General features: G+C 59.3%; 22 protein-coding genes and 1 riboswitch. Of the genes, 12 read left to right on the top strand and 10 right to left on the bottom strand.

All coding sequences use genetic code 11. The features are described 5' to 3' along the window. On the bottom strand, positions 1–174 hold the full coding sequence (locus ABMC88_RS08405; RefSeq protein ID WP_349576416.1) for a CbtB domain-containing protein: 174 nt from the start codon (positions 172–174) through the stop codon (positions 1–3). Between the two features lie 37 nt (positions 175–211). Further along, a riboswitch (cobalamin riboswitch) is annotated at positions 212–408 on the bottom strand. A gap of 96 nt (positions 409–504) precedes the next feature. On the opposite strand from ABMC88_RS08405, the gene ABMC88_RS08400 reads away from it, so the two are divergent. After that, positions 505–1,392 carry a DMT family transporter gene (locus tag ABMC88_RS08400; protein WP_349576415.1) on the top strand — a complete coding sequence of 296 codons (888 nt, stop codon included), beginning with the start codon at positions 505–507 and terminating at the stop codon, positions 1,390–1,392. Here the strand turns inward: ABMC88_RS08400 and ABMC88_RS08395 are convergent. Continuing rightward, a complete protein-coding gene (locus tag ABMC88_RS08395) occupies positions 1,389–1,814 on the bottom strand; it encodes a Fur family transcriptional regulator (protein ID WP_349576414.1) in 426 nt (141 codons plus the stop codon). The two genes, ABMC88_RS08400 and ABMC88_RS08395, sit on opposite strands and share 4 nt — an antisense overlap. Positions 1,815–1,929: 115 nt before the next feature. On the opposite strand from ABMC88_RS08395, the gene ABMC88_RS08390 reads away from it, so the two are divergent. The 4 genes from ABMC88_RS08390 to ABMC88_RS08375 are packed head-to-tail and all read left to right on the top strand — an operon-like array spanning position 1,930 to position 5,355. After that, positions 1,930–2,823 (top strand): metal ABC transporter substrate-binding protein, encoded by an 894-nt coding sequence (locus tag ABMC88_RS08390; RefSeq protein ID WP_349576413.1) that lies wholly within the window; start codon positions 1,930–1,932, stop codon positions 2,821–2,823. Beyond that, positions 2,820–3,671, top strand: a complete 852-nt coding sequence (locus ABMC88_RS08385) for a manganese/iron ABC transporter ATP-binding protein (RefSeq protein ID WP_349576412.1) — start codon at positions 2,820–2,822, stop codon at positions 3,669–3,671. The genes ABMC88_RS08390 and ABMC88_RS08385 overlap by 4 nt, the downstream gene beginning before the upstream one ends. Continuing rightward, positions 3,671–4,522, top strand: a complete 852-nt coding sequence (locus ABMC88_RS08380) for a metal ABC transporter permease (RefSeq protein WP_349576622.1) — start codon at positions 3,671–3,673, stop codon at positions 4,520–4,522. The genes ABMC88_RS08385 and ABMC88_RS08380 overlap by 1 nt, the downstream gene beginning before the upstream one ends. Next, a complete protein-coding gene (locus tag ABMC88_RS08375) occupies positions 4,519–5,355 on the top strand; it encodes a metal ABC transporter permease (protein WP_349576411.1) in 837 nt (278 codons plus the stop codon). The genes ABMC88_RS08380 and ABMC88_RS08375 overlap by 4 nt, the downstream gene beginning before the upstream one ends. 21 nt (positions 5,356–5,376) lie before the next feature. On the opposite strand, the gene ABMC88_RS08370 is transcribed toward ABMC88_RS08375, so the two are convergent. From ABMC88_RS08370 to pncA, 3 genes are read right to left on the bottom strand one after another with little or no spacing between them, the layout of a single operon-like run. Next, positions 5,377–6,291 carry an aminotransferase class IV gene (locus ABMC88_RS08370; protein ID WP_349576410.1) on the bottom strand — a complete coding sequence of 305 codons (915 nt, stop codon included), beginning with the start codon at positions 6,289–6,291 and terminating at the stop codon, positions 5,377–5,379. Next, entirely contained in the window at positions 6,288–7,580 is a 1,293-nt protein-coding gene (gene pncB, locus ABMC88_RS08365) for a nicotinate phosphoribosyltransferase (RefSeq protein WP_349576409.1), read from the bottom strand. The genes ABMC88_RS08370 and pncB overlap by 4 nt, the downstream gene beginning before the upstream one ends. A 55-nt stretch (positions 7,581–7,635) precedes the next feature. Then, positions 7,636–8,229 (bottom strand): bifunctional nicotinamidase/pyrazinamidase, encoded by a 594-nt coding sequence (gene pncA, locus ABMC88_RS08360; protein ID WP_349576408.1) that lies wholly within the window; start codon positions 8,227–8,229, stop codon positions 7,636–7,638. 94 nt (positions 8,230–8,323) lie between these two features. Between pncA and trhO the strand changes: the two genes are divergently transcribed. From trhO to ABMC88_RS08330, 6 genes are all read left to right on the top strand, one after another. Continuing rightward, positions 8,324–9,214 carry an oxygen-dependent tRNA uridine(34) hydroxylase TrhO gene (trhO, locus tag ABMC88_RS08355; protein WP_349576621.1) on the top strand — a complete coding sequence of 297 codons (891 nt, stop codon included), beginning with the start codon at positions 8,324–8,326 and terminating at the stop codon, positions 9,212–9,214. 96 nt (positions 9,215–9,310) lie between these two features. Next, the gene (locus tag ABMC88_RS08350) at positions 9,311–10,156 is read left to right on the top strand and encodes a flagellar motor protein MotB (protein WP_349576407.1); all 846 of its coding nucleotides are present in this window, start codon (positions 9,311–9,313) and stop codon (positions 10,154–10,156) included. 119 nt (positions 10,157–10,275) lie between these two features. After that, positions 10,276–11,577 (top strand): flagellar hook protein FlgE, encoded by a 1,302-nt coding sequence (locus tag ABMC88_RS08345; protein ID WP_349576406.1) that lies wholly within the window; start codon positions 10,276–10,278, stop codon positions 11,575–11,577. A gap of 60 nt (positions 11,578–11,637) precedes the next feature. After that, complete coding sequence (gene flgK / locus ABMC88_RS08340; protein ID WP_349576405.1) at positions 11,638–13,080, top strand: flagellar hook-associated protein FlgK; 1,443 nt, start codon at positions 11,638–11,640, stop codon at positions 13,078–13,080. Positions 13,081–13,082: 2 nt separating this feature from the next. Beyond that, on the top strand, positions 13,083–14,087 hold the full coding sequence (locus ABMC88_RS08335) for a flagellin (RefSeq protein WP_349576404.1): 1,005 nt from the start codon (positions 13,083–13,085) through the stop codon (positions 14,085–14,087). Between the two features lie 2 nt (positions 14,088–14,089). Further along, complete coding sequence (locus ABMC88_RS08330; RefSeq protein ID WP_439655589.1) at positions 14,090–15,196, top strand: flagellar basal body P-ring protein FlgI; 1,107 nt, start codon at positions 14,090–14,092, stop codon at positions 15,194–15,196. On the opposite strand, the gene ABMC88_RS08325 is transcribed toward ABMC88_RS08330, so the two are convergent. The 5 genes from ABMC88_RS08325 to fliF form a co-directional block, all read right to left on the bottom strand. After that, entirely contained in the window at positions 15,193–15,852 is a 660-nt protein-coding gene (locus ABMC88_RS08325) for a hypothetical protein (protein ID WP_349576403.1), read from the bottom strand. The two genes, ABMC88_RS08330 and ABMC88_RS08325, sit on opposite strands and share 4 nt — an antisense overlap. 126 nt (positions 15,853–15,978) lie before the next feature. Further along, complete coding sequence (gene fliP / locus ABMC88_RS08320; protein WP_349576402.1) at positions 15,979–16,713, bottom strand: flagellar type III secretion system pore protein FliP; 735 nt, start codon at positions 16,711–16,713, stop codon at positions 15,979–15,981. Continuing rightward, a complete protein-coding gene (locus tag ABMC88_RS08315) occupies positions 16,713–16,997 on the bottom strand; it encodes a FliM/FliN family flagellar motor switch protein (protein ID WP_349576401.1) in 285 nt (94 codons plus the stop codon). The genes fliP and ABMC88_RS08315 overlap by 1 nt, the downstream gene beginning before the upstream one ends. Further along, positions 16,990–17,595 carry a FliH/SctL family protein gene (locus tag ABMC88_RS08310; protein ID WP_349576400.1) on the bottom strand — a complete coding sequence of 202 codons (606 nt, stop codon included), beginning with the start codon at positions 17,593–17,595 and terminating at the stop codon, positions 16,990–16,992. The genes ABMC88_RS08315 and ABMC88_RS08310 overlap by 8 nt, the downstream gene beginning before the upstream one ends. Further along, a complete protein-coding gene (gene fliF, locus ABMC88_RS08305; protein WP_439655591.1) occupies positions 17,592–19,235 on the bottom strand; it encodes a flagellar basal-body MS-ring/collar protein FliF in 1,644 nt (547 codons plus the stop codon). Before fliF ends, ABMC88_RS08310 begins: the two co-directional genes overlap by 4 nt. A gap of 123 nt (positions 19,236–19,358) precedes the next feature. On the opposite strand from fliF, the gene ABMC88_RS08300 reads away from it, so the two are divergent. Then, positions 19,359–19,850: a flagellar basal body-associated FliL family protein gene (locus ABMC88_RS08300; protein ID WP_349576398.1), complete on the top strand. Its 492-nt coding sequence runs from the start codon at positions 19,359–19,361 to the stop codon at positions 19,848–19,850. The last annotated feature ends 1 nt before the right edge of the window (position 19,851 follow it).

Genomic DNA, 19,851 nt, shown 5'->3' with positions numbered 1-19,851 from the left:
CTAGTGGCAGGGAAAGCCGGTCGCGTGACGCATGTCGTGTGCGGCGTCGTGCAACGTGTTGGCCTGCAAGTGGCCTGTCATGGTGATGATCGCGGCACCCAGAACCAGAGCGAACAGCGCAGGCAAGGCTGCGGTGCGTTGGGCGGCGACTGCTTTTACGTCGGTCTTCTTCATCTGTCTTCTCTCCTTGTCGTCACACCCGACGACATCATCGGTTTCACTACGCCTGGCAGGTCTCCTGGCTCGCGGGTCGTGGCCTTTGCCTGCCTTCCCAGCCCTTTTGGGGGCAAGTGGCTGTTGGACAAAAGCTCACCGCTTACAGTCGCGGGGGCGGCTTCAGATCAGGGCGGACCCTACTGAATTCCCTTTTTCGGTCCCCAAAAGGACACCAAGCCCTTTCAGATACGCGGATTCCATCGGGCGAAGCAAGGAAATTCACCGCATATGCTCAGGATGCGCACTTCCTTTCTGGTCATTGCGCCGTTCCCGACCCATCATGGCCCAATGAAGACCGATCGCACCTTTACCGCCGTCCTTTTGCTTTTGTGTGCGCTTGTGCTTTTTGATGGCATGGGTCTGATTATCAAACACCTGTCTCCACGCTATAGCGCGGCAGAGCTGGCTGCGTGGCGCAATGCTTTCGGGCTGATACCCTCGCTTGTTGTATTATACGCGTCGCGCGACTGGCGTGAGAACGGGCGGCGGTGGAAAATCAGACAATGGCGGTTGGCGCTGGCGCGGGGGGTGATTCTGACTGTGGCGCAGTTCTCGTTCTACCTGTCGCTAGGGCTGCTGACCTTTGCGACCGCCTCTACCATCACCTATGCCAATTCCCTGTTTGCTGTCGCGCTGGCTGTGCCGCTGCTGGGTGAAAAGGTCGGATGGATCCGATGGAGCGCGGTGGTGATCGGGTTTATTGGCGTGATCTGGATCGTAAAGCCGGGATCGGATGCGTTTTCACCCGCCGCTTTGCTGCCGTTGGGTGCTGCTGCCTGTTATGCGCTGGTAGGGGTCACAATCCGCTTGATGGATGATGATGTGCCTACGCCGCTGATCAATCTTTACTCCAGTGTGACCGCCTTGGTCGGTGCTGTTGTGCTGACGCTTTTCATCGGGGGCTTTTCGCCCCTGTTACACCCCAACGACATCTGGTGGTTCATGGCGATGGGCGGGTTTGGCGGATGCGCCGTCTTGTGCCTGATTATGTCCTACCGCATGGCCGAGCAAAGCAACCTCGCCCCGTTCAACTACTTCGGCATTCCGCTGGCGTTTGTGCTGGGCTGGATGTTCTTTGACGAAGCCCCGTGGAGCGAGCTGTTTCCCGGCGCATTGCTGATCCTTGCCAGCGGGCTGTTGATCGTCTGGCGTGAGCGGATGCTGAAACAGGTCTAGCGTTTCTTGCGGCAGTAAAGCTCTAACCGGTGATGCACGACCTCATAGCCCAGCTCGCGGGCGATCTCGTCCTGCACACGTTCGATTATATCGGACTGGAATTCGATCACCTCGCCTGTGTCCACATCAAGGATGTGATCATGGTGATCCTCATGCGTTGTCTCGAACCGTGCGCCGCCGCCCTCGAAGGCATGGCGATGCACGACGCCTTGTTCCTGCAACACGGACAAGGTGCGGTAAACCGTGGCAAGCGAGACCGAAGGCTCAACCGCGCGGGCGCGGGCGTGCAACTCTACCGCGTCGGGGTGGTCATCCGCATCGGCCAGCACACCCAGCAGCGCAATCCGCTGCCGCGTGACCCTGATCCCCGCTTTTCGCAGCGCGGCTGTCATTTTTTCGGTCTTGTCACTCTCGCCGCTCATGATTTCAGCCCTATATTCGCATCAACCCGCTATCTTTGAGAATCGTTATCATTCTTATTTACAGTTGTGAATGGTTCTCATAAGCATTTCAGGAATTCAGGAGGTTTTGACGCCCATGCTTATACGCTCGCTGCAAACTCTCGCCGTGACTGCGGCGCTGTCGCTGACGGCCACCGCCGCGCTGGCGCAGGACAAGTTCAAGGCCGTGACCACCTTTACCGTCATCGCCGATATGGCGCGCAACGTGGCGGGTGATGTGGCGGTTGTTGAAAGCATCACCAAACCGGGGGCCGAGATTCACGGCTATGCCCCCACGCCCCGCGACATCATCCGCGCCCAAGGGGCCGATCTGGTTTTGTGGAATGGCCTGAATCTTGAGCTGTGGTTCGAGCAGTTCCTTGCCAACCTGCGCGATGTGCCCTCGGCCACGCTGACCGATGGCATTGACCCGATCAGCATTTCAGAGGGGGAGTATGACGGCAAGCCGAACCCCCACGCGTGGATGGGTCTTGATAACGCGCTGATCTACGTCGACAACATCCGCGATGCCTTTATGCAGCATGACCCCGCCAATGCCGACACCTACGCCAACAACGCGGAGCGGTATAAGGGCGAGATTACCGCCGCCATCGCGCCCCTGCGCGACGCCGTGCTGGCTCTGCCAGAGGGCGAGCGTTGGCTGGCCACGTGCGAAGGCGCGTTCAGCTATCTGATCCGCGATTTCGGGATGAAAGAGCTCTACCTCTGGCCGATGAACGCCGACCAACAAGGCACACCACAGCAGGTGCGTAAAGTCATCGACACCGTGCGCGCCAACAACATCCCCGCCGTGTTTTGCGAATCCACCGTCTCCCAAGCGCCCGCCCAGCAGGTGGCACGTGAAACGGGTGCCGACTATGGCGGCGTCCTTTATGTAGACAGCCTGACCGAAGCGGAGGGCGCTGTGCCCACCTACCTTGACCTGCTGCGGGTGACGTCTGAAACCATCGTAGAAGGCTTGACCAAGTGAGCGAAGGCATCCGCGCCCGTGACGTGACCGTCACCTACCGCAACGGCCACACCGCGCTACGCGATGCGACCTTTGATGTGCCGACCGGTACGATCACCGCGCTTGTGGGCGTGAACGGTGCGGGTAAATCGACCCTATTCAAGGCGATTATGGGCTTTGTCCCCGCTGCCAAGGGCGAGATTTCGGTGATGGGGATGCCCGTCTCGGAGGCGCTGAAACAGAATATCGTCGCCTATGTGCCGCAGTCAGAAGAGGTCGATTGGTCCTTCCCCGTGCTGGTCGAGGATGTGGTGATGATGGGCCGCTACGGCCATATGGGGTTCTTCCGCCGCCCCCGCACTGCGGATCATGCTGCCGTCACCGATGCCCTTGCCCGCGTGAACATGAGCGACTTTCGCCACCGCCAGATCGGCGAGTTGTCGGGTGGCCAGCGCAAACGCGTGTTCTTGGCCCGTGCGCTGGCGCAAGAGGGTCAGGTGATCCTGCTGGACGAGCCCTTCACCGGCGTGGATGTCCAGACCGAAGACCAGATCATCGACCTGCTGCGCGAGATGCGCGACGAGGGGCGCGTGATGCTCGTCTCGACCCACAACCTTGGCTCCGTGCCCGAGTTTTGCGACCGCACGGTGTTGGTGAAGGAAACCGTGCTGGCCTACGGCCCGACCGAGACGACATTCACCCACGACAACCTCGAACTCGCCTTTGGCGGTGTGCTGCGCCACTTTGTCTTGGGGGGATCGGACCTGCACGACGATGACGACGCCCGCACCATCCGCGTCATCACCGATGATGAACGCCCCTTTGTTGTCTACCAGGACGAGAGCCGCAAAGAGGAAACGACCGAGTGATGGAGACGCTGCTCCTCCCCTTTTCCTACGGCTATATGTTCAACGCCATGTGGGTGAGCGCACTTGTCGGCGGTGTCTGTGCCTTTCTGTCGGCCTATCTAATGCTCAAGGGTTGGTCGCTGATCGGCGACGCGCTGAGCCATTCGATCGTGCCCGGTGTGGCAGGCGCCTATATGCTGGGGCTACCCTTTGCTTTGGGCGCTTTTGCGGCGGGCGGGCTGGCGGCAGGGGCGATGCTGTTTCTCAACAGCCGCTCAGGGCTGAAGGAAGATACGATCATCGGGCTGATCTTTACCTCCTTCTTCGGGCTGGGGCTTTTTATGGTGTCGTTGTCGCCCACCTCCGTCTCGGTGCAGACAATCACGATGGGCAATATCCTTGCCATCACGCCCTCGGATACAGCGCAACTGGCGATCATCGGGTTTGTCACGCTGGCGATCCTGCTGGCCAAGTGGAAGGATCTGATGGTCACCTTCTTTGATGAAAACCACGCCCGCTCCATCGGGCTGCGGCCTGATCTGCTCAAGGCAGTGTTTTTCATCCTGCTGTCTGCGTCTTGTGTGGCGGCGCTGCAGACTGTCGGCGCGTTCCTTGTGATTGCGATGGTGGTCACGCCGGGGGCCACCGCCTATCTGCTCACCGACCGCTTCCCCCGCTTGCTGCTCGTCAGCGTTGCTATCGGCACGCTCACGTCCTTTGCCGGCGCCTACCTCAGCTTTTTCGTCGATGGTGCCACGGGCGGCATCATCGTCAGCCTGCAAACGCTGATCTTCCTTGCGGCCTTCTTTCTTGCACCCAAACACGGCTACCTCGCTGCCCGCCGCAAAGCCCGCGAGGTGCTGCGCCCATGATCGAGACTTTGCTCCAACCGTTCCAGTTCGTATTTATGCAAAACGCCTTTGTCATGGTGATAATGATCGCTGTGCCGACCAGTTTGCTGTCGTGCTATCTGGTGCTCAAAGGCTGGTCGCTGATGGGCGATGCTATCAGCCACGCCGTGCTGCCGGGTGTAGTCGGAGCCTATGTCCTCGGTATCCCGCTGATCGTCGGAGCCTTCATCGCAGGCATGTTCTGTGCGCTGGCCACAGGATTTTTGTCAGACAACAGCCGCGTGAAACAGGACACGGTGATGGGCATCGTGTTCAGCGGCATGTTCGGTTTTGGCATCGTGATGTACACGAAAATCTCGACCGATATGCACCTTGATCACATCCTCTTTGGCAACATGCTGGGCGTGGGGTCGGCGGACCTGTGGACGGCGGGCCTGATCGCGCTGTTCGTCAGCGTCGCGGTGATTGCCAAGCGCCGCGATCTGATGCTGCACGCATTCGATCCGGTACAGGCTCAAGCGGTGGGCCTGCGCGTCGGTTGGCTGCATTACGGATTGCTTGCGCTGATCTCGCTCACCATCGTGGCGACCCTGTCGGCGGTGGGGATCATCCTGTCCATTGGCCTGCTGATCGCACCGGGGGCGATTGCGTTTCTGCTGACCCAACAGTTTACGCGAATGCTGCCCATTGCCGTTGGCGTGACCATGCTGTCTGGCGTGCTCGGCGTCTACGCCAGCTTCTACCTCGACAGTGCGCCTGCGCCCACGATCATCCTGATCCTCACGCTCATCTTTATCGCCGCCTTCATCCGCGCCAACATGCGCACCCGCCGCGCCGGTGCGAAGAGCGCCTAGAGAAATCGGCGCAGCCTATTTCTAGCGATGAGCCGCGACATCCCGCGCAATCGCGTCCTTATACAGCGCCCTGATCCGCTCGGTTACGGGCGTGCTGCCATCGCCAATCGCCTTGCCGTCAATCTGTGACACCAGCGTTTGCGCCCCGAATGTCCCTGTCAAAAACGCCTCATCCGCGCCAATCGCTTCATAGAGCGAATAGTTCTTTTCGCGCACCACAATCCCGTCCGCCTGCGCCAGATCAATCACTTTCTGCCGCGTCACGCCGTTCATGCAATAATCACCGGTCGAGGTCCAAAGCTCCCCGCGCCGCACGATGAAAAAGTTGCAGGCGTTGGTGGTATTCACAAACCCGTGCGGGTCCAGCATCAGCGCCTCGTCAGCGCCTGCCTGTTCGGCCTGCAAACAGGCGATCACGCAGTTCAGTTTGGAATGGCTGTTGTATTTTGCATCCTGCGCCATGGGCAATCCGCGCACCTGAGGCACCGTGGCAAGGCGGATGCCTTGGGTGCTGAGCGTTTGCACGGGCTTTGAATGCTCCATGATAATCACCAGCGTAGGGCCGCTGCGGGACAGGGATGGATGCTGGAACGGCTTTACCTTCACGCCGCGTGTCAGCATCAGGCGACAATGCACGTCCGTCGTCATGCCGTTCGCCTCGGCAGTGATGCGCAGCGCCTCGGCGATGCCCGCCTTATCCATCCCCACATCCAAAGACACCGCTTTGCACGAGTTGAAAAACCGATCCATATGTTCGTCAAAAAACGCCCAGACGCCATCATACAGACGCATGCCTTCCCACATCCCGTCGCCCAGCAGGAAACCCGAATCGTAGACCGAGACGACAGCCTCTGCCCGCGGCTTCAGCTCCCCGTTCACATAGATCAGGATGTCTTGGTTGCGGGCGTCCTCGTCGGCCTCGTGGGTAGTGGTCATACGATGACCTCTTGCGCGTCCTGATCGCCGACGCCGAAAACGCGCTTGTACCGCTCGATCTCCTCCGCAGGTCCCATCGCCTTTTTGGGATTGTCCGACAGCTTGACGGTGGCCGAGCCATTGGCGCTGACTGCTTTGCAGACAAGGCTGAACGGCGCCAGCGCATCACCAGGCACCAGCCCGCGGAAGTCATTGGTCAGCAGCGTGCCCCACCCGAACGAGATCGCAGTCTTGCCCGCGAACTGCGCGTGCAATTCCTTGATCTTGGCCACGTCCAAACCATCACTAAAAATGACCCGCTTTTTGCGGGGGTCTTCACCGCGCGCTTTCCACCAGTCAATCGCCTGCTGGGCGGCTGTGGCAGGGTCGCCGCTGTCGATGCGGATACCTGTCCAACCCGCCAACCAGTCGGGCGCGTTATCAAGGAACCCCTGACTGCCATAGGTGTCGGGCAGGATGATCCGCAGATTGCCTTCATGCTCTTCATGCCAGTCTTGCAGCACGTCATAAGGCGCCTGGAACAGCGCCTTGTCGTCTTTGGCGAGTGCGGCATAGACCATCGGCAGCTCGTGAGCGTTTGTGCCGATCGCTTCCAGCTCCCGCTTCATCGCGATCTTGCAGTTGGAGGTGCCTGTGAACTTTTTGCCCAAGCCTTCGTTCATCGCCTGCACGCACCAGTCTTGCCACAAAAAGCTGTGGCGGCGGCGGGTGCCGAAATCGGCAATGCTCAGGTCCGGCACATCGCGCAGCGCCTCGACCTTTTCCCACACGCGGGTCATGGCGCGGGCATAAAGCACTTGCAGCTCGAACTTCTCCATCTGGTCCAGCACTGCACGGCTGCGCAGCTCCATCAGGATGGCAAGTGCGGGGATTTCCCACAGCATGACCTCGTGCCATTTGCCTTGAAACGTCAGCTCGTATTGGTCGCCTTTACGCTCCAGATGGTAGGGCGGCAGGCGCAGCCCCTCGAACCACTCCATAAAATCCGAGCGGAACATCTGCCGTTTGCCATAAAACGTATTCCCCCGCAGCCATGTCGATTCGCCGCGTGACAGGCTCAGCGTGCGAACGTGATCCAACTGCTCGCGCAGCTCGCCCTCGTCGATGAGCTTGGCCAAGGGCACGTCCTTGGAGCGGTTGATCAGGCTGAACGTGACCTGCGTGTCGGGCTTGTTGCGAAAGATCGACTGACACATCAGCAGCTTGTAGAAATCCGTGTCGATGAGCGACCGCACAATCGGGTCGATCTTCCATTTGTGGTTCCAGACGCGTGTGGCAATATCAACCATTGTGTGTTCCTTGAAGTATCAGCGCATCAAGCGCGCCAGCATTTGACAGTCTTGTTTAGGCCAGTGTGACCCCGGCGCCGCGCATCGCGCTTGTTGCTTCGTCCAGCGATCCGTTTAGATCAATGGCGCGACACAGATCGGTGCGCACCTGCGCCCTGAACCCCAGTTGTGCTGCATCCACCGCCGAATAGTTTACACAGAAATCCAGCGCGAGCCCTACCAGCGTGACCTCGTTTATCCCCCGCGTGCGCAGGTAGCCTTCCAATCCCGTCGGGGTTTTGTGGTCATTCTCGAAGAAGGCGGAATAGCTGTCGATCTCGGGGTTATAGCCTTTGCGGATGATCATATCGGCCCGCGCCGTGTCCAGCGCGGGGTGAAAGGCCGCACCCGCACTGCCGATGATGCAGTGGTCGGGCCACAGAACCTGTGGACCATAGGGCATTTCGGTCAGGTCATAGGGGGCCGCACCCGCATGGGCGGAGGCGAAGGATGAATGGCCTGCCGGATGCCAGTCCTGCGTGAGAATCACAGCATCGAAACTCGCCATTGCGGCATTGATGCCCGCCACAATCTCGTCTCCGCCGGCCACTGCCAGCGCACCACCGGGGCAAAAATCATTCTGGACGTCGATCACAAGAAGCGCATGCATGGCGGGTCCTTTGGTGTTTGGTTAACCTTGTTTCACAGGTTTTACCCCACGCAGCCCTTGCACAACAGCCCTTGTGCGTCCTATTTCCGCTGGCATGTATACTATTGCCGCCCTGTACCACTTTGCCCGCTTTGAGGATCCTGCCGCGTTGAAACCCGCGCTGCTGGCGCTGTGTACGCAGCACGAAGTAGCAGGCACCCTGCTGTTGGCCCATGAAGGCGTGAACGGCACCATCGCTGGCCCGTCAGCCGCAGCCATCGAGGCCGTGCTGACTCACCTGCGCGCCCTGCCCGGTTGTGCGCAGCTTGAGCACAAGATCAGCCATGCCGAAACACCGCCCTTCGGCCGCATGAAGGTCAAAATCAAGCGCGAGATCGTGACCATGGGCCAGCCCGATGTGGACCCGCGGGCCCGCACAGGCCATTATGTCGAGGCGTCCGAGTGGAACGACCTGATCGCCCGTGACGATGTCGCGGTGATCGACACGCGCAACGACTACGAAGTGGCGATTGGCACCTTCGAGGGCGCGATTGATCCCGACACCGCCAGCTTTGGCGAATTCCCCGCATGGTGGGAGGCGAACAAGCACCGCTTTCACAACAAGAAGGTCGCGATGTTCTGCACAGGCGGCATCCGCTGTGAGAAATCCACTAACTACCTGCTCGGCCAAGGGGTCGAAGATGTCTACCACCTCAAAGGAGGCATCCTGAAATACCTCGAAGAGGTGCCCCAGCAGGAAAGCACATGGAACGGCGCGTGCTTTGTCTTTGACAACCGCGTCAGCGTCGAACACGGCCTCAAGCCCGGCCCGCATCTCTTGTGCCACGGGTGCCGCCGTCCCATCCTGCCCGCCGATACCGAGCGTGCGGGATATGAGGCAGGCGTCAGCTGTCATCACTGCGTGAACGAGACGACGGAAGACGACAAAAACCGCTTTCGCGAGCGGCAAAAACAGATCGCACTGGCCAAACGCCGCCGCTGGTAGCACCTTTACCATCCGCTAACCATTGGCTGTGCCGTTAGCAGTTTCATAAGACCTCTTCCGCTATTTCTGGTGTCGGGTGAAAAAGAGGTGGTGGATATGGACGCGCAAGGAAATCTCGCGCCAGTCATCATTAAACGTAAAAAGGTCGTTCAAGGCGGCGGGCACCATGGTGGAGCCTGGAAAGTCGCATATGCGGATTTCGTGACCGCGATGATGGCGTTTTTTATGTTGATGTGGCTGCTGAATGCGACAACAGAACAACAACGAAAGGGGCTGGCGGATTACTTTTCGCCAACCATTCCGATCACACGGGTTTCGGGTGGCGGGAACGGATCATTCGGCGGTGAAAGCATCTTTTCCGAGATGGCGCAGGCGCAGGACGGGACGGGGGCATCGGCAAGCCGCCCCACGCTGGACAATAAGGCACGCGGGATCACCGGCAGTGATGCATCCACCGAAGAGACGGCAGCCCAGAACGCGGCGTTCGAAAGCCTTGACGAGATGTTGCAGGGGTTCGGCGGCGAATCGACCGTCATGGAAAACCTGCTGGAGCATATCAACACGCGTATCACAGACGAAGGTCTGGTGATCGAGCTGTACTCCCGCGACACGCAGCAAATCTTTGACAAAAGCACTGCCGCGCCCACGCAATTACTTGAGGATCTTACGGATCTGATCGTGGAAATCTCGAAGACGGTCACCAACAAGATCGCCATCGGCGGGCATGTACATGCGCAACCTTTGGTGGTGCGCGAAAACTCGGTCTGGGCCTTGTCACAGGCACGTGCCACGCAGATGCGGTTAATGATGGAAAGCCGTGGCATCACGGATGACCGCATCCAACGGGTCACAGGCCACGCCGACCGTGAACTGGTCGTGCGCGATCCTATGGCCCTGCGCAATGACAGGCTTGAAATCGTCTTGCTGCGCTCGGACAGGTAGGCCGCCTATAGGGGTATCCATTTAAGTAGGACGTATTTTATCTGTTAGCCCGGCATTAAATCGTGTCGGGCTATGCCATGTCACGGAACGTAAAACGGCAGAGCAGAAAGGCGTGTCTTATGACAATCTCATCTTCATTGAACGCAGGTGTGGCGGGGCTTCAGGCGAACGCAACACGATTGGCAAGTATCTCCGACAACATCGCGAACTCCTCGACCTACGGGTATCGGCGTGTTCAGACAGATTTCGAATCTGTCGTCATTTCCGGAAACGGCGTGAACTATACCGCAGGCGGCGTGCGGGCGACGACTCAGCGGATGGTCGATCAATCCGGCTCCCTTGTCACAACATCCAATGCCACCGACCTTGCCGTGCGCGGCAACGGTTTTCTTCCCGTGGCCCAGCGCGTTGATCTAAACGTAAACGAGAACGATACACAGATGTTGCTGACCTCGACGGGGTCATTCTCGACCGATCATGAGGGGTTTTTGACGACGGAAACAGGTCTGGTTCTGCTGGGCTGGCCTGCAAACCCTGATGGCAGCATACCATTGAATTCACGGGATATGGATGATGGCCTGCAACCCATCCAGATCAACGTAAACCAGCTGACCGGTGAGCCGACAACGCGGATGACTCTTGGGGTGAACCTGCCTGCAACAGGCACGATCGCGGGTGCGCCGGGCGATGCGCAGGAACTTGCGGTTGAGTATTTCGGAAATCTGGGCATCTCTGAAAGCATTGCTGTTACATTCACCCCAACGGTTCCGGCCACTGGCTCCTCTAACGAATGGACCATGACCCTGATCGATTCGACCGATCCCGGCGTTGTGATCGGTGAGTATGTTCTGACATTTGATGACGCGCGGAATGCGGGCGGTACGCTGTCCAATGTCACCACTGTCTCGGGTGGTGCGTATGATCCCGCCACAGGTGATCTGATCGTGCAGGTTGCTGGCGGACCGATCGAAGTCCAGATTGGTGCGATTGGTCAAAGCGATGCGATGACCCAGCTGGCGGATACTTTTGCGCCAGTGTCGATCACCAAAGACGGGTTTTCAGTCGGCAACATGACAACTGTTAATGTGGACGGAAACGGCTTTGTCCATGCCACATTCGACACAGGCGTCACGCGCACAATCTATCAGGTGCCGCTGGTGGTTCTGCCCAATCCCAACGGCATGATCTCGATTGATTCGCAAACCTATGCGCCCTCTGTCGACAGTGGCTCGTTCTTTTTGTGGGACGCGGGGGATGGCCCAACAGGTGACATCGTCGGCTTCGCCCGCGAAGAATCCAGTACAGATGTCGCGCATGAACTGACATCTATGATCCAAACGCAGCGGGCCTATTCGTCCAATGCAAAGGTCATCCAGACGGTAGACGAAATGTTGCAGGAAACGACCAACATCAAACGTTAATCTGATCCAAGCGTGAGAGGGGGCGCAGGCTCCCTCTCGCATTGACCCAAGGGGAACACCATGTCCATTTCCGGAGCTATGAACGCCGCCCTGTCGGGGCTACGCGCCGCCGCCCGCGGTTCCGAACTTGTCTCGAACAACATCTCGAACGCGCTGACCGAAACCTATGGCCGCCGAAGCCTCAGCCTTTCAGCGCTAAGCTATGGCGGGACGGGTGGCGTGCGGATCGACGGGATCACCCGTCAGATGAACGAGGGCATCGTGGCGGACCGCCGGATGGCAAATTCCGCACAGCAAAACACCCAAGTGGCGATGGATTTCTTCATAAGTCTTGAGGACACGATCGGCCTTGCAGGGGATGCGCAAGGCATCGGTGGCCGTCTTGCCGCGTTCGAGCAAAGCCTGATTACCGCAGGCAGTAGGCCCGATTCAGTCGAACGGCTCTCGAATGCGGTGAATGATGCAGGCCGCCTGGCCGAAGGGCTCAGCTATGCGTCAGAACAGGTGCAAGCCATGCGCACCACCGCTGATACGCAAATCTCGCGGGATGTCGAAAGCCTGAATGTCGCGTTGCAGCAGCTTGAAAAAATGAACACCGAAATCGCCGCCTCACTCTCCCGCAACGGGAGCAGCAACGGATTGATGGATCAGCGGCAGGCAGTTCTGGACGATATCGGGGCGATTGTTCCGATCAATGTCGTACCGCGTGAAAACGGGGCCATTGCGATCTACAGCGAAGGGGGCGCGATCTTGCTTGATAGCACCGCCGCTGAAATCGGATTTACCCGTCAGAATGTTGTGACCGAATTTCAAACCTTTGATGCGGGCACCTTGTCGGGCCTCACCCTGAACGGTCAGGACATCCGCACCAGTGCTTTGGGCGGCGGCAGCCTCGGGGCGCAATTCGATGTGCGTGACACCTATGGCGTCGAGGCGCAAAGCCAGCTTGACGCCTTGGCCCGCGATCTGGTGGAGCGGTTTGACGATCCCGCGCTGGACACGACCCGCGCCCCCGGCGATCCGGGATTGTTCACCGATAGCGGCGCGGCCTTCGATCCGCTGAACGAAGTTGGGCTCAGCCGCCGCCTTGTGCTAAACGCAGCGGTCGATCCCGATGCAGGTGGTGAAGTAACACGCCTGCGCGACGGGTTGGGCGCGGTGGTGATCGGCCCTGCGGGCGACGCCACGCTTCTGGGCGATCTGCGCGACGCGCTTGAGGTCGGGCGCGTGCCGTCCTCCGGCAACTTTGGAACGGGCGCACAAACGCTGGCTGGGTTGATTACGTCTTTCAACGGCTCGCTTGCCTCGACCCGCAGCGCGGTGGAGCAGGATTTGTCGTTCACCTCGACCCGCCTTGCGGAACTGACCCAGCAACAACTGGCCGACGGTGTCGACACCGATCAAGAACTGCAAAACCTGCTGATACTTGAACAAGCCTATGCCGCGAATGCCCGCGTCATTCAGGCCGCCGACGAAATGATCGAAACAATCACGAGGTTGTAGTTATGAATTTTGGTTCCCTAAGCGATCTGTCACGGTCCTATTCGATGCAATCGCGCAATGCGTCACTCAAGGCCGACATTCAGCGCCTCACGGTCGAGCTGGCCTCGGGGCAGACAGAGAACGTGCGCGATGCGGTTGGCAACAACTCATCCTACATCAGCGATCTTGAGCGGAGCCTGACCAAGCTGGACGGCTACGAGCTTGCGACATTGGAAACCCGTCAGTTTGCCACCAGTGCGCAGACGGCCCTGTCGTTTATCAGTGACCTGAACATCGGCTTCAGCAGCACCATGCTGGGCACCACGAACAGCGCGCTTGGTGAAACAACCGACGCTGCTGTAAATCAGGCGCAGACGTCGCTGGATGACGTTATCGGCGCGCTGAACACAGATGTCGCGGGGCGGCGTCTGTTTTCGGGTGTTGCCACGGATACAGCGCCCATTGCATCCTCCGACGATCTGCTTGCCGGATTGCGGGCCGCCATGACGGGCGCTGGCACCGTTGATGATATGTTGGCTGCCGCGGATGCGTGGTTTGCCGATCCTGCGGGATTCGGCACAACCGGCTACCTTGGCTCTGACACGTCGATGGCACCCGTAGCCTTATCGGACGAGGACAGCGCCGCCTTTACCCTGCGTGCGGATGAACCGGCCTTGCGCGATGTCTTGCGCAATATGGCAGTGGCTGCATTGACCACCGACCCCGCCTTGGCCCTGACCGAAGCCCAGCAATCCGAACTGCTGCAAAAAACCTCGGATGACGTCCTCAGCAGCACCGAGGCGCTGATCGGTTTGCAGACCGAAACGGGCTTTCTTGAGGCCAAGCTGGAAACCACAACTGTCCGCCAAGGGGCGGAGCGAGCATCGCTGGAGATCGCACGCAGTGATCTGCTGTCTGTCGACCCCTACAAAGCCGCCACAGAACTGGAGCAAGTCCAATTTCAATTGCAAAGCCTCTATGCCATCACATCCCGCATGCAATCGCTGTCGCTTGTGAATTACCTGTGAGGGTGCTGGCACGCCTTTTGGCCTGTTTGGGCCTGCTGCTGGCACTGGCCGCCCCTGCGGATGCCACCCCCGTCCGGATCAAGGATCTGGTGGATTTCGACGGTGTGCGCGGGAATGATCTGGTGGGCTATGGCCTTGTTGTGGGGTTGGACGGCTCTGGCGACGGGCTGCGCAACGCGCCCTTCACCGAAGACATTATGACCAATATTCTGGAACGCCTTGGCGTCAACGTGACGGGCGAACAGTTTCGCCCGAAAAACGTGGCGGCCGTTCTGGTCACGGCGACCCTGCCGCCCTTTGCGCGGGCAGGCGGCCAGATAGACGTGACTGTCTCGGCCATTGGGGACGCCAAAAGCCTCCTGGGCGGGACGTTGATCATGACCCCCATGAACGCCGCTGACGGCGAGATTTACGCAGTGGCCCAAGGCACGATCATCGCAGGCGGTGCGACCGCTGGTGGCGACGGGGGCCAAGTCACCCAAGGCGTACCAACATCCGGCACTATCCCCTCAGGGGCGCGGGTCGAACAGGAAATCGCGTTCCAGCTCAGCTCGCTCAGTGATTTGCGGCTGGCCCTGCGGGAGGCCGATTTCACAACGGCGGGGCGGATCGAACAGGCGATCAACCGCGACTTTGGCCGCAGCGTTGCAGTGATGCTGGACAGTGGCACGGTTATTCTGGATGTGCCTGCAACGCGCATGCGCTCGGTCGCGCATGCCTTGGGGAGAATCGAAAACATCGAGGTAGAGCCGGAGCGCAAAGCGCGGGTTGTCGTCGATCAACGCTCTGGCACCATCGTGATGGGCGAAGATGTGCGCATTTCCCGTGTGGCCGTTAGCCAAGGCAACCTGACCTTGCGCATTCAGGAAGAGCCGCTGGTCGCGCAGCCCAATCCCTTTGCGCCGGGGGAGACCGTTGTGGTCCCCCGCACCCGCGCCGCGATTGAGGAAGAGCCCGGCATCGGCCTTGCCGAGATCCCGTCAGGTGCGTCACTCTCCGAAGTCATCGCAGGGCTTAATGCGCTGGGTGTCTCACCGCGTGACATGATCGACATCCTCAAAAGCATCAAAGCCGCCGGCGCGCTGCATGCAGAGTTTATCGTCCGCTAGAACAGCTTGATCTCTTTGTGAAACAGCGCGGTCAGTCCAGGCCAAACGCCGCATTGGGTCAACAACAACGCACAAAGGGCGGCCTGCGTAAGCTGGGCCGCCGCCAGCGTTTGCGCCACGACGACAGCGTTTGTGTTGTCCAGAACGACGACGCCGCCTATGAACATCGTCGCTGTCATCCCCTGCAACACAACATAGAACGCGCCCCGATCAACCGCATGCATCAATAACGCGGTCGCGCCAAACAGCACCGGCGCTGCCTGCCCGACGACCAGCCATATTACGATCTCGTCGAAGGCATGGTTCAACCCGCCCAGCGCACCGGCAATGAACGGCGCGCACCCCAGCACCAGCAGTGAAACCGCGCCGCAAACCATAAGATACCCAAGGTTGACCCGCGCTGCGGCCGCTTGAAACGGCGCCTGCTTTGGCATCTGAAATAGAACTGCCAATTGCGGCCCAGCCTTGCGGGCCAAGCCGCCCAGCGCAAGGGGAACACACATGCTTGCGATGCGGGCCACCAAATAGGCAACCAGCAACGTCACCTCGAACAGGAAGGGTGCGATCAGCAGATCAGCATAGCGCGACAGCAGGCGGAAAGGAATCGCCATGCCTTCACGAATTTCATTGACTGCAAGCCTGATCTGCTGGCCCATTCACCCACTCCATTATCAATGCCACCCCTGACATCAAGCATCAGACATAGGTATTGGACGTGGGCAAAACCTTAACGCCCCCTAACTGAATAGGGCGCATTAAGCCTTTGTTAGAGACTGATCTGTCTAAAAATAGCTACGCACAAGGCTGCCAGCAATCAACGCCCAGCCATCCGCGACCACAAAGAAGGCCAGTTTGAACGGCATCGAGACCACAGCAGGCGGAACCATCATCATGCCCATAGACATCAGGATTGCCGCAACGACCAGATCAATGATGAGGAACGGCAGATAGATCAAAAAACCGATCTGGAAGGCGCGTGAAATCTCGGACAGCATAAAGCTGGGAACCAGCACCGACAGGGGTGCATCTGCGGTCGGAGTTGCCGCGATGGTTTCGGGGCGCAGCTCTGCCAGGGCAAAGAACGTGTCGGGGTCCAACCGCGCCGCCATAAACCCGCGAAACGGCTCTAGGGTGAGGGTAAACGCGGCCTCTATCCCGATCTCTTCGCGTGACAGCGGCCCCAACCCATTGGTCCACGCCGCGGTAAAGACCGGCTCCATAATGAAGTAGGTGAGAAACAGCGCAAGGCTGACTATCAGCATGTTGGGCGGTGATTGCTGCAACCCGATGGCCTGCCGCAGGATCGACAACACCGTCACCAGAAACGGGAAACAGGTGACCATAATCGCCAGCCCGGGTGCGAGGCTCAGCACGGTGATCAGCGCGAACAGCTGGATCGTGCGCGCCGAGATCGACCCGTCATCCCCCAGCGAGAATGTCACATCCTGCGCAACCGCTGTCTGCGGCACAAACAAGGCCACAGCAGCAAGAAGCAAGAACCACAGGTAGCGCTGCATCAAAGACCCTGCTGCATGTCGACCACTTCGGTCAGACGCACCAACAGCTGGCCACTGGCATCGCCTTCGGCCTCCTCCAACGTGCCGCGTGCAATCAGCTTTTCCCCGACATAAAGCTCAACAGGATCATCAACACGGCGGTCCAGCGTGAGCACGGCGTTTTCACCCAACATCACCAGATCACGCACCAGCGGGCGGGCTTTGCCCACGCAAACGGTGACCTCGATCGGAACGGAGGTGAACGGGTTGGACGTGTCGGTTGCAAGGGTGGTTTGATCAGGCATCGGGACGCTCCGTTTGGCTGTGGAAATTAAAAGCTGCCATTGCGGTCTTTATCTCGAGGCAGACAGCATCCAGATTGATCTCCCGCTCGACCATCTCGAGAGAGACAAACAACTGATTGGGGCTGAGCGTCGGGTCAGACGTCAGCACAACGGGTAGTTTCAGGTCTGCCTCTTCCAGCAGATCCTCGAACATCGGCTCGTTGGCCTCGGACACCTTGAGCTGGATTTCAGCGTTGGTTTGTGTCGCTGCCAATTCGACCAATTGTTCAATCACATGGGCGCGCAAGGCGGCGCTGGCGGTTTGCGGCAGCAACGAATCCATCAGGCTACCGAACAGAGGTTTCAGACCACGGTTCAAACGCGACAACGCCTCTTCATAGGTAAAGGACAGATCGCGCAACGTGTGCAGCATCTCCTCGCCCATGTTCTTTTGTTCGGATGCGTGATTCTTTTCCGCATCGGTCCAACCAGCCTGATACCCTTCCTCAAAGGCCTGAAGCTTTTGGTCCTCTACGCGGTCGACGGGAACCGGCTCTGCCGGTTCGCCACCCGCGCCAAAGGGACTGAAGTCTGCATATCTGTGCGCGATAGAGGTCATACTTTCTCCCCCTTATCCTCAAGCCAGCCGCGTAGGATTTCGACTGTCTCATCCTGGCGTTCGCCGATCATATTGCGAAGCCGGTCAACAGGATCATCCCCGCCCATGCCGAATCCGTCAGCCATGGCCATGCCACCCGCACTAAAGTCCGCAAGATCGACACCGCCCCCCATGTCGCCCGTGCCCATCATGGCAGGCAGATCGCCCCCGCCATCGCTGAGCTCTCCGGTCAGCGCACCTGCGGCAGGACCAGCCGGTACATCAGCAGGTGCAGGCGGCAAGGCAGGCACCTCATCAGCCGGGCGGGTCAAAACCGGACGGATAACAAACAAACCAAGGATCAGGGTCACAATTGCCAGCACCATCATCTGAAGCGCCGACAGCAGATCGAGATCAAATTGATCCATGAGAGAGACGCTCGCCGCGGTGCCAGATGGTGACACCGATTGCAGCGCCATAGACTTCAGCGTGATGATGTCCCCCCGATCCGCGTTGAAACCAACGGCAGAAGAGACAAGCTCACGCAGGGCCTCCATCTCGGCGGGGTCACGGGGGGCTGAGACCTGCTCGCCCGCGTCGTTGATGGTGACTGCCTCATTCACCAAGACAGCAACCGACAACCGCTTTACGGCACCCGGTGCGCGGATAATTTCACGTTCGGTTTCCGAGACTTCATAGTTGATACGCTCGCGCGTTTCGCTGTTCTGGGACGAGGACGAATCGCCGCCGCCCTCCCCTTCTTGGTCAGGTAGGTTGCTGGCCACGGTCACGTCACCGCCACCTGTCCCCTCGGCGGTGTTTGTACGTTCTTCGGTATCGCTGCTGATCGCCACACGCCCTTCGGGATCAAAGCTGCGTTCGCGAATCGCTTCGCTTTCGGTCACGGTATCGACGCTGACCTCGACCACGGCATTGCCGAAACCAACACGGGCCTCCAGCAGGCGTTGCACACGCTCGCGCAGCACTTTGGCTTTGTCATCCCCCCCGACAGAGGGCGCTGATTCTTCGGTCGCACCGATCAAGGCGCCATTGGCATCAATCACCGCGACATCTTCGGGTGCCAGCCCCGCCACAGCGGAAGCAACAAGAAACCTGACGGCTTTGCCCTGCGCCGGTGAAATCGTGCCGCCATTCGCAGTGAGCGAGACCGACGCCTTTGGCGTCACGCCGCGTTGAAACGGGTTAGAGCCGGTGCTGGCGATATGCACCCGCGCCATGGCAATCGCGGGATTCGCAACAATCGTGCGGGCCAGCTCTCCTTCTTTGGCGCGCCAGTAGGCGGCATCAAACATCTGGCTGGTGGTGCCGAATCCCGTAAGCTGATCCAGCAGTTCGTACCCGCGATTTCCGTTGGCGGGCAGGCCTTCGCTGGCAAGGGTCAGGCGCAATTGGTCGCGCTGCTTGCTGTCTACAAAGATGGACCCGCCGCGCACGTCAAACGCCACGCCGCGTTGCTCCAGCGAACGCACGACATCGCCCGCCGCACCACTTTCCAGCCCCGCATACAGCAGGGTCATGCTGGGCGCTGTGGTCATCCGCGCCATGGCGAGAATCGCAAAAAACATCGCGCCTGTCGCTGCGATTACAATTAGTTGACGCTTGATCCCAAGCTTCATCCAGACATTCAGGTACTGCTGCACAATCGCCTCCGTCACACCGGACGTTCTGCCCGGCTCTGGAAAACAGAAATGACCCATCTGGCTTAACAACCCGTTAGTGCAATCGCGTCTATATCGGTTGTCAGTGAAAAGGATGGAGCACCCATGTCCGAAGAAGAAACAGACCCAGAGGGCGATCCGCCCAAAAAGTCGAAAATGCCTATGATCATTGGCCTTGTACTGGCTCTTGCCGGGGGCGGGGGCGGGTTTTACGCCACATGGTCGGGTATGATTCTTGGCGGTGATCACACGGCAGAAGCCGAGGAAGAGCACGAAGAGACGATCGATCCATTTGCCGACATCGCCTTTGTCGAAGTCGACCCGATGATTATTTCCGTCAAGGCGCAGCCCAACCAGCGGCTGTTGCGGTTTCGTGCGCAGCTTGAAGTGCCCAAAAGCCACGCCGAGGACGTGACCAAGCTGTTGCCCCGCGTAGTGGACGTGCTGAACAGCTATTTGCGCGCCCTCGAATTGGCGGATCTGGAAGATCACGCAGCACTAACACGGTTGCGGGCGCAAATGCTGCGCCGCGTACAGGTCGTCACTGGAAAAGATCGGGTCAATGACTTTCTGATCATGGAATTTGTCCTCACTTGAA

This window comes from Sulfitobacter aquimarinus, assembly GCF_040149565.1.
Taxonomy (GTDB): domain Bacteria; phylum Pseudomonadota; class Alphaproteobacteria; order Rhodobacterales; family Rhodobacteraceae; genus Sulfitobacter; species Sulfitobacter aquimarinus.
Note: the sequence above shows the minus strand (reverse complement) of the source record. Positions and strands in the feature narration are given on the sequence as shown.

Bases quoted from the DNA above. Each gene is read 5' to 3' on its own strand.
- ABMC88_RS08405 (WP_349576416.1), bottom strand. From the start codon at position 174: ATGAAGAAGACCGACGTAAAAGCAGTCGCCGCCCAACGCACCGCAGCC.
- ABMC88_RS08400 (WP_349576415.1), top strand. From the start codon at position 505: ATGAAGACCGATCGCACCTTTACCGCCGTCCTTTTGCTTTTGTGTGCG.
- ABMC88_RS08395 (WP_349576414.1), bottom strand. From the start codon at position 1,814: ATGAGCGGCGAGAGTGACAAGACCGAAAAAATGACAGCCGCGCTGCGA.
- ABMC88_RS08390 (WP_349576413.1), top strand. From the start codon at position 1,930: ATGCTTATACGCTCGCTGCAAACTCTCGCCGTGACTGCGGCGCTGTCG.
- ABMC88_RS08380 (WP_349576622.1), top strand. From the start codon at position 3,671: ATGGAGACGCTGCTCCTCCCCTTTTCCTACGGCTATATGTTCAACGCC.
- ABMC88_RS08375 (WP_349576411.1), top strand. From the start codon at position 4,519: ATGATCGAGACTTTGCTCCAACCGTTCCAGTTCGTATTTATGCAAAAC.
- ABMC88_RS08370 (WP_349576410.1), bottom strand. From the start codon at position 6,291: ATGACCACTACCCACGAGGCCGACGAGGACGCCCGCAACCAAGACATC.
- pncB (WP_349576409.1), bottom strand. From the start codon at position 7,580: ATGGTTGATATTGCCACACGCGTCTGGAACCACAAATGGAAGATCGAC.
- pncA (WP_349576408.1), bottom strand. From the start codon at position 8,229: ATGCATGCGCTTCTTGTGATCGACGTCCAGAATGATTTTTGCCCCGGT.
- trhO (WP_349576621.1), top strand. From the start codon at position 8,324: ATGTATACTATTGCCGCCCTGTACCACTTTGCCCGCTTTGAGGATCCT.
- ABMC88_RS08350 (WP_349576407.1), top strand. From the start codon at position 9,311: ATGGACGCGCAAGGAAATCTCGCGCCAGTCATCATTAAACGTAAAAAG.
- ABMC88_RS08345 (WP_349576406.1), top strand. From the start codon at position 10,276: ATGACAATCTCATCTTCATTGAACGCAGGTGTGGCGGGGCTTCAGGCG.
- flgK (WP_349576405.1), top strand. From the start codon at position 11,638: ATGTCCATTTCCGGAGCTATGAACGCCGCCCTGTCGGGGCTACGCGCC.
- ABMC88_RS08335 (WP_349576404.1), top strand. From the start codon at position 13,083: ATGAATTTTGGTTCCCTAAGCGATCTGTCACGGTCCTATTCGATGCAA.
- ABMC88_RS08325 (WP_349576403.1), bottom strand. From the start codon at position 15,852: ATGGGCCAGCAGATCAGGCTTGCAGTCAATGAAATTCGTGAAGGCATG.
- fliP (WP_349576402.1), bottom strand. From the start codon at position 16,713: ATGCAGCGCTACCTGTGGTTCTTGCTTCTTGCTGCTGTGGCCTTGTTT.
- ABMC88_RS08315 (WP_349576401.1), bottom strand. From the start codon at position 16,997: ATGCCTGATCAAACCACCCTTGCAACCGACACGTCCAACCCGTTCACC.
- ABMC88_RS08310 (WP_349576400.1), bottom strand. From the start codon at position 17,595: ATGACCTCTATCGCGCACAGATATGCAGACTTCAGTCCCTTTGGCGCG.
- ABMC88_RS08300 (WP_349576398.1), top strand. From the start codon at position 19,359: ATGTCCGAAGAAGAAACAGACCCAGAGGGCGATCCGCCCAAAAAGTCG.